Raw genomic sequence first — 15,388 nt, 5'->3', positions numbered from 1 at the left:
ATCTTAGGTTTATGAAGCATAAAGCACATTAGCGCCAAATAGAAACAGTACGGTCTCTAAAGGAACCGCACTGTTTCGACATCGTTGTTTCACTAAAAACTAATTTTATTCAATTGTTCATTGATGTAATCAATTTCATCTCTTTTAAAAGCAATTTCCATTGCTTTGGCATTATCTATCGCCTGACTGGCATCTCTGGCACCAGCCAGTACGATCGTAATTCCGGGCTGAAGAGTTGTCCAACGCAAAACCAACTGAGATAAGGACGCATTTTTTTCATCAGCGACGGGCTGGATAGCTGCCAGGAAACTTTTCACCTTTTCCGCATCGAACTGACCAAAATAGCCGCTTCGGTGATCATTTGCTTTTAGAGTTGCATCTTTGAAGTACTTTCCGGTTAGCAATCCTCTTTCCAGCGGGCTGTAAGCAATAATCGAAATATCATTATCCATTGCATAAGGAATGATATCATCAGCGATGCTTCTGTTGAGCATACTATAGGCCAGCTGATTGGAAGATAGCCCGATAGCCTCATTAGCCGTTTTCATCTGATTAAGATTATAATTACTCACCCCAGCCGCTCTGATTTTACCTTGCTGAATCAATAATTCCATGGCTTCCATCGTTTCTTCAATAGGAGTGGTTGCATCTGGCCAATGCAATTGGAGTAGATCTATATAATCCGTACCCAGACGTTTTAGACTTTCTTCCAATTCCTTGATTACATTTGCTTTAGCAGCGTATTTGTAAATTGGTACGCGCCTCCCATTGTCCTCTGCATCAAAGAAATGTTCTCCTTTACCGTGATTACTTTGATCCCATACCAGGCCAAATTTATTAAGGATCTGTATTTTACTCCTGTCTTTCCCTTTTATTGCTTCACCAATCAGTTCTTCACTCAAACCAAATCCATAAAAAGGAGCAGTATCCAGGGTACTGATGCCATGATCTAAAGATGCATGAATGGCATCTATTGAATTTTGTTTTTCATTTCCTCCCCACATGGTCCCGCCAATCGCGAAAGCACCATAAGTTATTGTCGAGAGCTCCAGGTCTGATTTACCTAATTTTCTATATTCCATTTCTGTATTTCTATTATTATAAATTATAATCTTCTTGTAATTCAGCCACAAAAGTCTGCTCTAAATGCGCTCTATAGCGTTTTAAATCGGTTTGGATAGCTGCATTTTTTTCCACATCATGAAAATGGATCCCGGATAAAGGTTTCATCCCGGTAAATGCATTCATTCTATGAAAGCCAAACAGAGGTCCTTCGTCCACACTCTTTTCATTAAAAAACTCTCCGGGTAATGTGAAAGCTTCCTTAGGTGCATTCCAGGAAGTGGTTAACATGTATTTTTTTCCATGTAACATCCCTCCTGTACCATAATTGATCTTTGGATTATCAGCAGAACGGCCATCACTTTTATAAATACCTTTATTATGACCAGCTGTAAAAACAACATCAATGTATTTTTTCAACCCATGGGGCACCTGAAACCACCAGATAGGCGTATGATAAATAACTACATCTGCCCAGCTGTACTTTTCGACTTCTTCCAGGGGATTATAGTCGTCATTTATACTTGTTGTTTTCAGTTCAAATCCAGGCTGACTTTCAAAGAAAGCAATGGTTTCTGCGGTTATAGTTGCATTAAAACGACCACCTGAATGACCAAAAACCTGTCCGCCGTTTATGATAAATATTTTCATTTTATGTATCTCCTCTTTTTATTGTTTTATTGTGACCACAAAATTATGGCAAGACTATGTATAATTAAAATAACTTAAATCATAGCTTTGTATCATAATTATAATACAAGATATCATGGTTAATTTAGAGTGGTTCAGAACATTTAAAGCAATTTATGAAACGGGTACCTTAACCGGGGCAGCTGAAATATTGTACATTTCTCAGCCGGGCGTTAGTCTCCATCTGAATTCTCTTGAGGCCTACGTAGGCTATAAACTGTTCGACAGAACTTCGAGAAGAATGGTATCTACAGAACGGGGTAAGGTACTTTACAATTATGTGCTGGATGCAGTGACCAAGCTGGAAGCGGCAGAGCATCATTTTCATAAGAGCACAGAAAAAGACACACCTACAATCAGTATCGGAATGTGTTTTGAGACTTTTCAGTTTACTTTAGAGTCTTACCTCCCAACACTTCCGTTTAATGTCATCATCAAGTTTGGAGAATATCCTGAAATGCTGAGCGATCTGGACAACGGTATTCTTGATTTAATCATTACCCCACAAAAAGGAGATTCAAATAATATCAACCACCTTCCTTTCTCGAAAGAAAAAATCGTACTTGTAGGCGGTAAGGAAACACCTACAGAAGCGTTTGATGAGCTGATCAAAAAGGAGAACATGGCAGATATTCAGTACTGGCTTAAAAAGCAAACCTGGTATGGTACCACTGCAGACATGGAGCACTTAAGACGATTCTGGCACCTCAACTTCAACAAAAGACCAGATTTTAAGCCAAACTATATTGTTCCTAACCTGAGTTCTATTGTGCGTTGCATTAGTGGACAGAATGGAGTGGCAATCATTCCCGACTTTTTATGCAGAAAAGAGATAGAAAGCGGAAATATCAAGGTGATCTGGGAGGGGAAGGACGTAATTGAAAATACACTTTATTTTTCTACCCGTAAAAAGACCATATACGCGGAAGAGATCAAAACCGTTCAGGATATTTTTATCAAAGAGATGGTCGTATAAGTTTTCTTTTGGCATTTAATGTACTGCCGATTTAGAAAATACATTGATCACAATCACTCCGATAATGATTAATCCGATTCCAATCATAGCCGGTAAATCCAGTTTTTGGTGATAAAAAAAATAGCTGGCAGCTGAAACCAACACGATACCAACTCCAGACCATAAAGCATAAGCTATACCTACAGGAATCGTTTTGAGGGTAAGGCTAAGAAAGTAGAATGCAACGACATAGCCTGCAACCACAATGATAGAGGGGATGGTTTTAGAGAATTGTTCGGAAGCCTTTAAAGCACTTGTAGCGATTACTTCCGCAATAATCGCTACAAATAAATAGATAAATTTCATGCTTAGAATTTATAAGTCAGTCCGGCTCCAAAAATCTGTTTCACCTGGAGGGCTGGACCTTTATCAACACCATTTTTTCTAATGATCTCAGTTTTATCATCATAGATTAATTGTACCCCGGCATTTACAGTAACAAACTTATTCACTTTCATAAAAAGATTACCCGTATAATCAGTAACCACATTTTGCGGTTTGTCTAGATAATTAGCATATAATTTCAGGATATTTTCAAAGCTGATATTTTCCATCAGGTTTACTTTATAATAAGCATCTAAAGAGGCTCCAAACTGGAAATCCGTTGTCTTCCCTTGTTTAACGCCAAATGCGCCGCCCTCCTGAGAATTTAGCGCCTTATCTGTAACAATGACAATCCTTGATGCCGCCGGAGAAATGTTAATTCTGAAATTATCGGAACGCTTGTAGGCAAAACCAGGACCAAAAATAAGATAAGCAGGAGCGAAAGCCCTTGATATTTTTCTTTTAGGAGTCGTAGAATAATCATAACCGGTTGCAAACTGAGTTTGAAAGTTAGCGTAAAAAGTATATAGCCAATACTGAGCAGCCTTATACCCCACTAAACTGTTCAGGATGATCTTATCATCGTTCTTACGAACGCCAACATCTTCCTGTTTGCTCAATCCAAATCCAAGAATTGCTTTGTTATCCCAGCTCCATTTATCTTTCTTATAATTGAAATCGTAATTAAAAAGCAAATTTCCCGCAAAAGCATTTACTCCGCCTGCAGCCCAGTTGGAAAAGGAACTCTGATTAATTAAAAAAGTATTTTCTCCATGAATGGTCCATCTTTTTGTGGTATCCACTGCGGCAGGCTCCTGAGCATAACTCACTAAGCCAAAGCAGGAGATGATTAATAGTAAAACTGTTTTTTTCATAGGTAATGATTAATATATTAACGATAAATAGAAGTGTAGTGCCGTGAAATTACAAATTTATTTTGCAACAGATCGGCTGCTCCTGAGGTTTTTCTATCGTGTTACCTGGCTATACTTTATTAAAGGGCTTTTTAAGTCCGTGACAAATGGCATTCTCAAACTTTTACTGGATCCGAGATCTCAGATCATGGAAACAAAAAAAGCCTTTCAGTGAAAACTGAAAGGCTTTTAATTGGGCTCCCGAGACTGGGCTCGAACCAGTGACCCTCTGATTAACAGTCAGATGCTCTAACCAGCTGAGCTACTCGGGAGTACTGGCTATCCAAAAAAACGGCTTTTTGAAGTCTTAAACAACATTAAGTTTCGTTCGTTTTGGGAATGCAATATTAGGGGTTTTAATTTATTTATGCAATATTTGTAGCGAAATATTTGAAAATAATTTTAAAAAAATATCTATGAGCCTGATAATCATAGGGACTGTAGCATTTGATGCTATTGAAACTCCCTTCGGAAAAACGGATAAAATAGTTGGAGGAGCCGCCACATACGCAAGTTTAGCCGCGTCTTACTTCTACAATAAGGTGAAAATTGTTGCTGTTGTTGGTGATGATTTTCATAAAGAAGACATTGATGCATTTACTGAACATGGAATTGACACCGAAGGATTACAGATAAAAGAAGGAGAGAAATCTTTCTTCTGGTCAGGAAAGTACCACAACGACATGAACAGCAGGGACACTCTGGCAACTGAATTAAATGTATTAGCTGATTTTGACCCGATCATTCCGGAAAATTATCAGGATTGTGAATACCTGATGTTAGGAAACCTTACTCCTATCGTACAACGCACCGTAATTGAACGTTTGAAAAACAGACCTAAATTAATCGTGCTGGATACGATGAATTTCTGGATGGACATCATGATGGATGACCTTCTGGAAACGCTTAAATTAGTAGATGTATTAACGATTAACGATGAAGAAGCCCGTCAGCTTTCAGGTGAATACTCTTTGGTTAAAGCAGCTAAGAAGATTTTAACAATGGGACCTAAATATCTGATCATTAAAAAAGGAGAACATGGTGCATTATTATTCCATGAAGACAAGATATTCTCTGCACCAGCATTGCCATTGGCAGAGGTATTTGATCCAACAGGAGCTGGTGACACCTTTGCAGGAGGCTTTATTGGCTACATGGCAAAAGTAGGAACGATTAATTTCAATAACATGAAAAATGCCATCATCTTTGGTTCAGCTCTTGCCTCTTTCTGTGTAGAAAAATTTGGAACAGAGAAAATTCTGAATCTGACAGAAGAAGAAGTAGCGGATCGTATTCAGGAATTCGTAAAGCTAAGTGCTTTCAGCATCGAAGCATAAATATCAAACTAAACAAGGAAGAGCTTAAAGCTCTTCTTTGTTTAACTATATAGTCTTCCTATTGCTGTAAATTTTTCAAAAACACTAGCTGTATGTGGTGCATCCGGCAGTTCGTCAGTAAGGTCCTGTCCGGCCCAATGTTCATAATGTTTACCATTACGCCATAAACGACTTTCCGTCACATCATAAATCAACCCCTGGTAAGCCACCCAGATCTGAGGTTTATCCTGACCATTCCTCAGTGCCAGCTGTTGCCGGGTATAAACAGGCAATCCCATTATGCTTTAGCCTTACTCTTTAAGAGTTCGAATAAATAAACACTCATCAGCGACATTCCCATAAAATAAAAATGACTTTCAAAAGGAATTGCGCCAAGTTTTAAATTGATTACTTCCGAATAAGAAATCACAGGTAGTGTTGAAATCACGCCATAGGCCATATAGAAAAGGACCAATGAGGCGAGGTATCCTCTATAAAATTTATAGGTAAACCGAAGTTTATTAAGGTATTCCACATAAAAAATCAAAGTAAACAGTGCTCCGAATGAAATTGCACTATACCATTTTGTATATGTAAAAATGAGCATGGCAATACAGACCCCCATGATCAGGTTACTAAAAGAAAGACTGAATTTGTCTAAAAAATTACTAGGGAAGAAGGCATTTAGGGTCACATAAACACCAAGTCCAGCCAGACACATAGCAATTGAAAAAAGAAATTCTTCAATAGGAATTTTCCAGAGGAATATACCGGTAAGGCAATCTGGAATGAAAGTCCAGCTACCCATAAGTACCAATAGCGTGGCAAACATGGAAAATACGAGTCCGGCAATTACAGCTGCAGGAATAGCAAACTTTATAACCTGGCTAAAATTTGCCTTTTTAATAAAAAGCAGCACTATCGGAATGACTAGTATACCAAGTACCAGGAACAGATAAGTAAAATTCATTTATGTAATTAGTTAGGCCCAAAAATATGATTTTGACGGCGTTTACCAATTATCTTTTTACAGCATAAAAAAAGCGATTTAACAATAGAGTTAAATCGCTTTTTAAATACCTCCGGCAGGTGCTATACCAGTTCTGCACCCAAAATTTCTTTAGAATAGGTTTTCAGATATTTCTTAAGGATCTGGCGGGCCACATGTATCCTGGTTTTTACTGTACCTATTGGAATTTCCAGCATTTCTGCGATTTCATGGTATTTATACCCTTCAAAATATTTAATGAAAGGAACGTAATATTCTGGCTGAAGCGTTGCAAGCGCTTTATTGATATCACCAATAACAAACTTACTATCGCTTGTATTTTTTGCAGCACTATAGTGCAGATTGGCTGAAGAAATGTCGTCTGATTTGGTGATTAATGCATTTGTTTTCACCAAACGCCTATAATTGTTAATGAAGGTGTTTTTCATGATGGTAAACAACCATCCTTTAAGGTTTGTACCTTCTTTAAACTTACTGTAATACGTTACCGCTTTAAGCATCGTATCTTGTACTAGGTCGTTTGCATCCTCAATGTCTTTCGTAAAATTTAAAGCGAATGACTGCAAAGAAACCGAATGGTCGTTTAACTGGAGGTTGAATTCATTTTTTGTCATAATGTTTTAAGTTTTAAGGTTAAAAAAGCAAACCAACAAAGCTTTTTAGGAGTGGCGCTCAAACTTTGTTTAATCTTACACACCAAATGCTATACAACATATGTACCAAAAAATCAATCCTAATGTTAACAAATTGTTTTTTAGGGTTGACAATGACCGGGAGGGCTATGTCACAGAATATTTACTTCTCTTTCCAGTCTGACACCAAATCTGGCCTCTACTGTATCTATTATATTTTCTGAAAAACTATACACTTCTTGTCCGCTCGCCTGTCCATGATTGACCAGTACAAGGGCTTGATTTTTCCAGGTACCTGTTTGTCCGACAACCTTACCCTTAAATCCACATTGCTCTATTAACCAGCCAGCTGCAAGTTTAACTTTACCGTTTCCAGCCGGATAATGAACCAGTTCCGGGAATTTTTCAAAGATTTTCAGGAAGTCTTGCTGTTCAATTACAGGGTTCTTAAAAAAGCTTCCGGCATTACCAATTGTAGAAGGATCAGGGAGCTTACTTACCCGGATATGGGAGACTACTGAAGATACATCAGCAATTGTTGGAGCAGAAACTCCTCTTTTAGCCAACTCTTCCTGAATGGCTCCATATTGTGTATTGATACTGGCTATCCTGCTTAACCTGAAACTTACTTCTGTAATGATATACTTACCCTTCAGTTCATTTTTAAATATACTGTCCCTATATCCAAAATGGCAGTCCTGATGACTAAATTCCCTGCGTTTTCCCGTAGCAATCTCATAGGCTGAGCAGGACTCAAATACATCTTTAAGTTCTACACCATAGGCACCGATATTTTGTATCGGCGAAGCTCCTACTGTTCCGGGGATCAGACTCAGGTTTTCTACCCCGGCAAAATCATTTTGCACACAATAGGTTACAAAATCATTCCAGACCACACCTGCGCCGGCAGTAACAATAACTGTCTCCCCATGAACCTCAGCTGAAATTCCCGGAATACTCATCTTGATGACCAGACCATCAAAGTCTTTAGTAAATAAAAGATTACTTCCACCACCCAGAATCAGCAGCGGTTGCTCCTTAATGAGCTTAGAATTCAACAACTCCTCCAGTGCTGATTCTGTAAGCACTTCCACAAAATAATGAGTGTTGGCAGGTATACTAAATGTATTATAAGGTTTTAATGAGATATTTTCCTGGAAGATGGTCATAGATAAAACGAACTGATTTGCTATAGGCTACAAATGTAATTGTTAAGGAGTGTAATAAACATGTTTAAATAAATATTTAAAAATTTTGTCTATTTTTCGTCTCGATTGTTTAAATCATAAACAAGGTACTACAGAAGGGGGAATACTAGAATTTGTATGGAAAATCAGGATAAGAAGAGAATTTTAATTATTGAGGCTGCATTAAAGCGTTTTGCTCATTATGGTTTATCAAAAACAACCATGACAGAAATCGCAAAAGACATCTCATTTTCAAAAGCATTACTTTACTATTATTTCCCTGATAAACTGAGTTTATACGTAAGTGCCATAGAACACCTGATGCAAATCATCAGCAGAGATCTGGTCAAATCCGTTGACAAAACAAAGACAGCAACCGAGGGTGTACTTAAACTACTACAGAAGCGACAAGCCTTTATTCAAAAATATTACAATATCCTGGAGTCCAGCCAAATCATTGGGAATGAGTTACCAGACAACCTGGCAGAAAAGTTTCATAAAGCCAGAACCTTTGAATTCATTATTATCGGATCATTGTTTAGCCGGGGGGTAACCAATAAAGAATTTGTGATTTCAGACACAAAATTAGCCACTGAAATATTCATTGACGCCTTATCAGGCATTCATTTCAATATCCTTTCTAAAGACAAGAGCATGTTCCCGGGAAAAGAACAGTTCAAACAGATCTTTGCCAAAGAAAAAATGTTTGCCGACATTTTTCTTAACGGACTAAAAATAAAGCAATAAATTTTCGTCATTTTTTTGTAACTTTTATATGATTTTCATATTAAAGTTTTCGTTGCCAAAATATGGCAGTATTTTTGACCGTTCAAAGAAAAAAGTCAGAAAGTAAAAAAGTAGAATGGTAGAGACAGATAAAAAAAGGGAGCTGATTATTGATGGGGCGATAAAACGGTTTATCCATTATGGTATTAATAAGACCACAATGAATGAAATTGCCGATGATCTATCGGTATCCAAGCCTTCCTTGTATTATTATTTTCCGGATAAAAGCAGTCTGGTGTTGGGGGTAATTGATAAAATTTTCTCTGATTACTTCGAAATCTTAGAAAAAGATCAGTTTGCAAAGAGTACCGTAGAAGAACGTCTGGCTGCTTTTGTTGAGGTCAGACATCGTTTTTTTCAGAAATATTATATGCTTCACCTCTCTGGTGGCAGTCCGGATGCTTCTCTCAATTCAGATGAACTAAGAGAATCCTTTATGAAGATGAAAGCAAAAAATGAAAGCCTTCATGCGGCAATATTACAGCGAGCAGTTGAAGATGGAGAAATTGCCCCCTGTGAGGTGAATAAAATGGCAGAATTATACCTGGACAGTCTTGCAGGAATTACTTCACTATGTCTTCTTCATGGAAATAAAGAATTGTTCCCAAGTAAAAAAGATATGAAAGGCATATTAGAGAAACAACTCAGCTTATCAAAAATATTTATCAAAGGATTAAAATAAAACAGACCACAAATTATCATAAACATGAATACTATAATTAAACAGGTAAGATTGATTCCGCTACTGCTGTTGGGATTGTTATTATCGAATGCAGCAAGGGCGCAACAAACGCTGAGTCTTAAGGATGCATTAAATTACGCCGTTCAGAACGCAGTTTCGGTACGAAAAGCAAACCTTGATGTAGATGGAGGAAAATATAAAACTCAGGAGATCAGAGCTCAGGCCCTACCACAGCTTACCGGAAGTGCAAGTCTGACAGACAACGTGATTGTTCAAAGTATTGTATTGCCTGGAGAATTTCTGAACAGACCAGGAGAGGTAATTCTGGCTAAAGCCGGAACAAAGTACAACGCAGGAGCAGGTTTGCAACTTAACCAACAACTATTTAATCAAACTGTTTTTACCGGCCTGAAAGCTGCAAAAACCAGTGAAAGCTATTATAAGTTAAATGCGCAGCTCAGTGAAGAGCAAATCATTGAACAGGTGGCCAACAATTATTATTCAGTATTGGTAAACAGACAACAATTGAATGTAATCGATACCAACATTAAAAATGTTAAAGTAGTTGAAAAAATCATTTCAAATCAATACAAAAATGGGTTAGCTAAAAAGATTGATGTCGACCGTATTAAGGTAAATCTAACCAATCTGCAAACCCAGCGCGAACAAACGTTAAATGGAATTACTCAATTAGAAAATCAATTAAAATTCTCTATGGGTATGCCAGTAGAAACAGTGATCATTTTGCCTCAAACAGAATTATCGGAGATAAAGTCTTTGCCTGAAATTGCTGAATCTGTGGACATGAGTAATAGAACGGAACTGAAAATTGCAAATGTTCAAAAGGAGCTATACACACTGGACAGAAAAGCTAAAGTATCCGAATACTATCCTACACTTGCCTTGAACAGCAATTACAACTATAATGGAGTGAGCAATAAATTTGATTTATTCAAAGGTAAAAGTACAGCAAACTGGTATGATATGGCTGCAATAGGCATTACTTTAAAGGTACCTATATTTGATGGTTTCGCCACACGCTCAAGAGTACGTCAGGCTGATGTAAATCTAAAAAAGGCCGACGAAGATATCAGACAGATGAAAAACTCATTAAATGTGGAGTATGAAAACGCAAAAATCAAATTAAGGGACAACCTGAGCACTATTAACGCTCAACGTCAGAACGTTATTCTTGCTCAGGAGATTTACCAAAGCACTCAAAACAACTATAATAATGGACTTGCTGCATTGACCGACCTTTTAGATACAGAGAATGCACTTACTCAAGCTCAGAACAGTTATAACCAGGCACTATTAAACTATAAAATTGCCGAAATCCAATTAATCAAATCAAACGGAAATATAAAATCACTACTACAATGAAAAGAGGAATTATTACAGCCTTAGTAATCATACTTGCCATAGCAGGAATCTTCCTGGTATTAAGCAACAATAAAAAGAAAAATGCGGCAAAAACGGCAATAGTAGCTCAAGGTAGCGGTGCAATCAGCGTTCGTACTGCAGTGATTGCACGACAAGCAATTAACCTTGATTTTAGTGCAAACGGAACATTTGCGCCTAATCAGGAGCTGAATTTCTTATCAGAAAATGCTGGACGTGTAACCAAAATCTATGTAGAAGAAGGTGATAGAGTAACTAAAGGTCAACCTTTAGCCCGTATTGATGCAGAGATTTTAAACACAGACAAAGAAACTGCAGAAGCAAACCTTCAGAATGCCATCAGAGACGAAGCCAGATATAGCAGCTCATTCAAAACAGGTGGAGTAACCCAACAACAATTAGATCAGGCAAAATTGGCTGTTCAAAATGCAAAACTAAGGTTGCAAAGCAGTCAGAGAAGAGTAAGCGACGCCAACATCAAATCTCCGATCAATGGTATTGTGAACAAAAAATATATTGAGGTAGGTGCTTTTGTAAATTCACAGGGTACACAAATGTTTGAATTGGTAGATGTTTCGAGATTGAAACTAAAAGTAAGTGTAAATGAATCTCAGGTAGCGAATCTTAAAGTTGGCGATCAGGTACAAATTAAATCAAATGTATTTCCTGCTGACGATTACCTTGGCAAAATTACTTTCATTGCAGCCAAAGCAGATGCTTCTTTAAATTTCCCTATTGAGATCATGGTGGAAAATAATAAGAAAAATACGATTAAAGCAGGAATGTATGGTACTGCCATCTTCAAGTTCCCTAGTCAGGCGCCTTCATTAACCATTCCACGTGGTTCATTTGTAGGTAGCGTAAGCAGCAACCAGATCTTCGTTTTAGGAGAGGGAAATAAAGCAGTATTACGTAAAGTAGTTGCTGGAAGAATTCTGGGAGAGAATGTGGAAATCCTTGACGGCCTGAAAGAAGGTGAAACAGTAATTACCAGCGGTCAGATCAATCTTATTGACGGTACCCCGGTTGCTCCTGTGAAATAGAATAGGCCTTTACAATGAAAAATATAAATACATTCTGATGAAAATAACAGAAATTTCAATAAAGCGCCCAACCCTCGTTATTGTGGTTTTTACCGTACTAACGCTAATGGGATTATTGAGCTACTTTGGGCTTAGTTACGAGTTGTTACCAAAGTTCTCGAACAACGTAGTATCCATTTCCACAATATATCCGGGAGCTTCACCAAATGAGGTGGAAAATACCGTGACCAAGAAGATTGAGGATGCGGTCTCCTCTATGGAAAACATTAAGAAGCTGAATGCAGTATCTTATGAGAGTTTATCCGTAGTGACGATTACCCTAAATGATAAAGCCAATGTAGATTTATCATTAAATGAGGCTCAACGTAAAGTAAATGCGATCCTTGCAGATTTACCTACGGACGTAAAACCACCATCCCTGAATAAGTTCTCATTGGATGATTTACCGGTAATCACCATGTCAGCATCCGCAAAAATGGACGATGCTGCTTTTTACGACTTAATTGATAAACGTATTGCTCCAATCCTTTCCAGGGTTACAGGGGTAGCACAGGTCAACCTGGTAGGTGGGCAGGAACGTGAGATCGTAGTCGGACTGGATGCAGACAAAATACAAGGTTACGGCCTATCTGTACCACAGATTCAACAATCCATTTTAACTTCCAATCTCGATTTCCCTACAGGAAGTGTGAAGACTGAAAATCAGGACGTACTCATCCGTTTATCTGGTAAATATAAATCGATAGATGAGTTGAGAAATTTGGTTGTCGCAACCAGTAAAGCAGGAGCACAAATCAGACTAAGTGATGTTGCCGATGTTCAGGATGCACAAAAGGAAGTAGAAAAAATTGCGCGTATCGATAGAAAAGGTGCAATTGCCATTCAGATTATCAAGCAGTCTGATGCGAATGCGGTAGAAGTAAGTAAGGGAATGCATAAGATTGTAGAGACCCTTCAAAATGACTACAAGGCAAATGATCTAAAGATGTTGATCGTAAACGACAGTTCCATCTTTACATTGGAGTCTGCCGATGCGGTAATCCACGATTTAATCCTTGCGATTATTCTCGTAGCTTTTGTGATGTTGTTCTTTCTGCACAGTTTACGTAACGCGGCCATTGTAATGGTTTCCATTCCTGCATCCCTGATTGCTACATTCATTGGAATCGGATTGTTTGGCTATACCTTGAACCTGATGTCATTACTTGGACTTTCCCTTGTGGTAGGTATCCTTGTGGATGATGCGATCGTGGTATTGGAAAATATATACAGGCACATGGAAATGGGTAAAAACAGAGTTCGTGCGGCATACGATGCCACCAGCGAAATCGGATTTACTGTTGTTTCCATTACCCTGGTAATTGTGGTGGTATTCTTCCCGATTGCGGTAAGTTCAGGACTGGTATCCAACATTTTACGCCAGTTCTGTGTGGTGGTAATTATTGCTACCCTCCTATCATTGGTTACCTCATTTACCATCGTTCCGCTATTGTCTTCACGTTTTGGTAAACTGGAAAAGATTGAAGGTAAAAATGTGTTCGGACGTTTTATCCTATGGTTCGAAAGTCAGCTACACAAATTCACGGTTTGGGTAACTGGTATCTTAGAATGGACTTTACGCCATAAAGCGATTACCTTAATTGGCGTATTCCTTTTATTACTTAGTTCATGTGGGCTAACCATTGGTGGTTTCATCGGAACAGAGTTCTTCCCTAAGAGTGATAAAGGGGAGTTCCTGGTACAGATAGAATTGCCTAAAGATGCTTCTATTGAGAAAACAAACCAGGTTACTCAGCAGGCAGAGGCCTTCCTATCTAAAAAACCAGAGATTATACAATTGATCACCACAGTAGGACAATCCAGTGGAGACTTTGGAGGAACTCAGGCAACTGCCTATAAGTCTGAGATCAATGTTAAATTGGTAGAGCGTAAAGAACGTGAAGACGAATCCAGTATCTATGCGACTAAAGTAAGTCGTGAGCTGGCAAAATTCCTTGTTGGAGCAAAAGTAAAAACAGTGCCAATCAGTATTTTAGGTATTGCTGAAAATGCCCCTATTGACATGGTAGTTATGGGTTCAGACCTGGATAGCGCCATGAAATATGCAGAAGGTGCAATGAAGGTACTAAGCAAGATCCAGGGTTCTGCAGAGATCAAACTTTCGGTAGAGAAAGGTAGTCCGGAGATTAATGTTCAGGTAGATCGTGATAAAATGGCTGCTTTAGGATTAACCTTACAAACTGTTGGTACCACGATGCAAACTGCATTTAGTGGAAACACAGATGGTAAATACCGTAAAGGAGAATATGAATACGACATTAATATTCGTTACCAGACTTTCAACCGTAAAGATATTGATGATGTAAGAAACCTTGTTTTCATCAATTCGACCGGGCAACAGGTAAAACTATCGCAATTCGCAGATATTAAAGAAGGCGCCGGACCAAGTCAGCTGGAACGTCGAGATAAGAGTACTTCAGTTTCCGTAAAAGCACAGTCTATTGGTAGGCCAACAGGAACAATCGTAGCCGAACTACAGGACAAGTTAGATCAAATGGAGAAAAGTGGCGAACTGAAAAAACCCGTAGGTGTAAGTTATGTATGGGCTGGTGACCAGGAGAACCAAAGTGAAGGATTTGGTACCTTAGGAATCGCCTTAATGGCTTCCATTATCCTCGTATACCTGATCATGGTAGCTCTTTACGACAGTTTTGTTTATCCGTTCGTGGTGATGTTCTCGATTCCTTTATCGGTAATCGGAGCACTACTTGCCCTGGCACTGACCAATAACTCATTGGGTATCTTTACCATTTTAGGTTTAATTATGCTAATTGGTTTGGTAGCAAAGAATGCGATTATCCTGGTCGATTTTACGAACCAGATGAAAGCAGAAGGAAAAACAACCCATGAGGCACTTGTTCTGGCCAATCATGCCCGTTTGCGCCCGATCCTGATGACAACTATTGCCATGGTAATCGGTATGCTTCCTATCGCATTGGCAAGTGGTGCTGGTGCGGAATGGAAAAATGGTCTGGCATGGGTAATCGTAGGTGGACTAACGAGTTCATTATTCCTTACGCTGATTGTAGTACCGGTGATGTACCAGGTATTCGACAGCATCCTGGACCGCTTTGGCTTTAATAAAAAGGGCAAAAGTATGGAAGAGCTGATTGCTGAGCCTTACGACCATAAAGAAGTAAAAGAATACGATCTGGAAGGCGGACATCATTAACCGTCTTCCCTCATCATAAAAAAGAGGAATCCATGTCTGGATTCCTCTTTTTTGTTTTACAAGGCAATAGTGGTCAGAGTTTTGCTATACTGCAG

At 38.5% G+C, this 15,388-nt stretch carries 15 protein-coding genes and 1 tRNA gene; 7 read left to right on the top strand and 9 right to left on the bottom strand.

The genetic code is table 11. The features are described 5' to 3' along the window. Positions 1-92: 92 nt before the first annotated feature. Entirely contained in the window at positions 93-1,082 is a 990-nt protein-coding gene (locus BFS30_RS07725; RefSeq protein ID WP_069382341.1) for an aldo/keto reductase, read from the bottom strand. 16 nt (positions 1,083-1,098) lie between these two features. Then, positions 1,099-1,713: an NAD(P)H-dependent oxidoreductase gene (locus BFS30_RS07720; RefSeq protein ID WP_069378757.1), complete on the bottom strand. Its 615-nt coding sequence runs from the start codon at positions 1,711-1,713 to the stop codon at positions 1,099-1,101. A 115-nt stretch (positions 1,714-1,828) separates the two neighbouring features. On the opposite strand from BFS30_RS07720, the gene BFS30_RS07715 reads away from it, so the two are divergent. Beyond that, complete coding sequence (locus BFS30_RS07715; protein ID WP_069378756.1) at positions 1,829-2,728, top strand: LysR family transcriptional regulator; 900 nt, start codon at positions 1,829-1,831, stop codon at positions 2,726-2,728. Positions 2,729-2,743: 15 nt separating this feature from the next. Here the strand turns inward: BFS30_RS07715 and BFS30_RS07710 are convergent, their stop codons facing one another. The 3 genes from BFS30_RS07710 to BFS30_RS07700 form a co-directional block, all read right to left on the bottom strand. Further along, on the bottom strand, positions 2,744-3,073 hold the full coding sequence (locus BFS30_RS07710) for a DMT family transporter (protein ID WP_069378755.1): 330 nt from the start codon (positions 3,071-3,073) through the stop codon (positions 2,744-2,746). A 2-nt stretch (positions 3,074-3,075) separates the two neighbouring features. Then, positions 3,076-3,966: a DUF3078 domain-containing protein gene (locus tag BFS30_RS07705; protein ID WP_069378754.1), complete on the bottom strand. Its 891-nt coding sequence runs from the start codon at positions 3,964-3,966 to the stop codon at positions 3,076-3,078. A gap of 237 nt (positions 3,967-4,203) precedes the next feature. Beyond that, positions 4,204-4,277 (bottom strand) — tRNA-Asn (locus BFS30_RS07700). 144 nt (positions 4,278-4,421) lie between these two features. On the opposite strand from BFS30_RS07700, the gene BFS30_RS07695 reads away from it, so the two are divergent. After that, positions 4,422-5,342: a PfkB family carbohydrate kinase gene (locus BFS30_RS07695; RefSeq protein WP_069378753.1), complete on the top strand. Its 921-nt coding sequence runs from the start codon at positions 4,422-4,424 to the stop codon at positions 5,340-5,342. A gap of 41 nt (positions 5,343-5,383) precedes the next feature. Here the strand turns inward: BFS30_RS07695 and BFS30_RS07690 are convergent, their stop codons facing one another. The 4 genes from BFS30_RS07690 to murB form a co-directional block, all read right to left on the bottom strand. Then, positions 5,384-5,620: a cytochrome b5 domain-containing protein gene (locus tag BFS30_RS07690; RefSeq protein WP_069378752.1), complete on the bottom strand. Its 237-nt coding sequence runs from the start codon at positions 5,618-5,620 to the stop codon at positions 5,384-5,386. Next, positions 5,620-6,291, bottom strand: a complete 672-nt coding sequence (locus BFS30_RS07685; protein ID WP_069378751.1) for a lycopene cyclase domain-containing protein — start codon at positions 6,289-6,291, stop codon at positions 5,620-5,622. The genes BFS30_RS07690 and BFS30_RS07685 overlap by 1 nt, the downstream gene beginning before the upstream one ends. Before the next feature lie 122 nt (positions 6,292-6,413). Further along, positions 6,414-6,944 (bottom strand): RNA polymerase sigma factor, encoded by a 531-nt coding sequence (locus BFS30_RS07680; protein WP_069378750.1) that lies wholly within the window; start codon positions 6,942-6,944, stop codon positions 6,414-6,416. Between the two features lie 170 nt (positions 6,945-7,114). Beyond that, on the bottom strand, positions 7,115-8,131 hold the full coding sequence (murB, locus tag BFS30_RS07675; RefSeq protein ID WP_069378749.1) for a UDP-N-acetylmuramate dehydrogenase: 1,017 nt from the start codon (positions 8,129-8,131) through the stop codon (positions 7,115-7,117). Positions 8,132-8,287: 156 nt separating this feature from the next. On the opposite strand from murB, the gene BFS30_RS07670 reads away from it, so the two are divergent. The 5 genes from BFS30_RS07670 to BFS30_RS07650 all read left to right on the top strand — a co-directional run bounded on the left by BFS30_RS07670 (position 8,288) and on the right by BFS30_RS07650 (position 15,293). After that, entirely contained in the window at positions 8,288-8,896 is a 609-nt protein-coding gene (locus BFS30_RS07670; protein WP_069378748.1) for a TetR/AcrR family transcriptional regulator, read from the top strand. Positions 8,897-9,011: 115 nt separating this feature from the next. Beyond that, positions 9,012-9,617 carry a TetR/AcrR family transcriptional regulator gene (locus tag BFS30_RS07665; RefSeq protein WP_069378747.1) on the top strand — a complete coding sequence of 202 codons (606 nt, stop codon included), beginning with the start codon at positions 9,012-9,014 and terminating at the stop codon, positions 9,615-9,617. Between the two features lie 24 nt (positions 9,618-9,641). After that, positions 9,642-11,000: a TolC family protein gene (locus tag BFS30_RS07660; protein WP_069378746.1), complete on the top strand. Its 1,359-nt coding sequence runs from the start codon at positions 9,642-9,644 to the stop codon at positions 10,998-11,000. Then, the gene (locus BFS30_RS07655; protein ID WP_069378745.1) at positions 10,997-12,061 is read left to right on the top strand and encodes an efflux RND transporter periplasmic adaptor subunit; all 1,065 of its coding nucleotides are present in this window, start codon (positions 10,997-10,999) and stop codon (positions 12,059-12,061) included. Before BFS30_RS07660 ends, BFS30_RS07655 begins: the two co-directional genes overlap by 4 nt. Positions 12,062-12,098: 37 nt before the next feature. Continuing rightward, entirely contained in the window at positions 12,099-15,293 is a 3,195-nt protein-coding gene (locus BFS30_RS07650; RefSeq protein WP_069378744.1) for an efflux RND transporter permease subunit, read from the top strand. The last annotated feature ends 95 nt before the right edge of the window (positions 15,294-15,388 follow it).

The organism is Pedobacter steynii (assembly GCF_001721645.1).
Taxonomy (GTDB): Bacteria; Bacteroidota; Bacteroidia; order Sphingobacteriales; family Sphingobacteriaceae; genus Pedobacter; species Pedobacter steynii_A.
Note: the sequence above shows the minus strand (reverse complement) of the source record. Positions and strands in the feature narration are given on the sequence as shown.